This window comes from Cellulomonas citrea (assembly GCF_009829685.1).
GTDB classification, from domain to species: domain Bacteria; phylum Actinomycetota; class Actinomycetes; order Actinomycetales; family Cellulomonadaceae; genus Cellulomonas; species Cellulomonas citrea.
Window position 1 is genome coordinate 1 of the sequence record NZ_VWSD01000344.1, and the last position, 687, is coordinate 687.

The window sequence follows — 687 nt, forward strand, 5'->3', positions numbered from 1 at the left end:
CACGCTCAAGATCGATATCGTCGAGCGGGTTCCCCATGCCGTACTCAGGAAGCCCGGGCGGCTGATGCTCATCGATCCTCAGGGCAACGAGCTCGAACCGATCAGCGCCGATGCTGCCAAGGGCAAGCTGGTGATCGAGGGGCCGGGCGCGCAGAAGCAGGTCGAGGAATTGGGCAAGCTGTTAGATGCCGCGCCTGCGCTGAAGCCCCAGATCGCCGGCGCCGAATGGGTCGGAAACCGGCGCTGGAACCTGACCTTCAAGACTGGCCAGCTGCTCGCGCTGCCCGAAGGGCAGGCCGGGGCGCCCGCGCTGGTGAAGTTCGCCAGGCTCGACGGCATGCATCGCCTTATCGGAGGCAAGCCGATCGCCATCGACATGCGCGTGCCCGACCGTGCCTATCTGCGCTGCAAAGACGGGCCGTGCCCGCGCCAGCTTGGCAGCGGGAGCGTCAACTGATGGCCGCGCCCACTCCCCGCATTACTGGTGTGTTCGGGGCCGTGAACATCGGCTCATTCCGCGTCTCGGCCATGATCATGGGCCGGTCCGAGACCGGCGAGATGGTCGTGCTGGGCTCGAGCCACCGGGCGAGCGAGGGAATCAAGCGCGGTTATGTCACCGACATGCGCGCCGCGAGCCACGCGATCCGCACGGCGGTGGAGAAGGCGGAAAGCAACGCCAATACTTCG

Annotated in this window: 2 protein-coding genes; both read left to right on the forward strand. The window is 66.5% G+C overall.

Features of this window, described 5'->3' with window-relative positions:
* A partial coding sequence (locus tag F2B26_RS16615; protein ID WP_201292808.1) for a cell division protein FtsQ/DivIB occupies nt 1–457 on the forward strand: 457 nt, incomplete at its 5' end.
* Nucleotides 457–687: acetate and sugar kinases/Hsc70/actin family protein (locus F2B26_RS16620; RefSeq protein WP_201292809.1), on the forward strand; the 231-nt coding region annotated here is incomplete at its 3' end. The genes F2B26_RS16615 and F2B26_RS16620, both read left to right, overlap by 1 nt.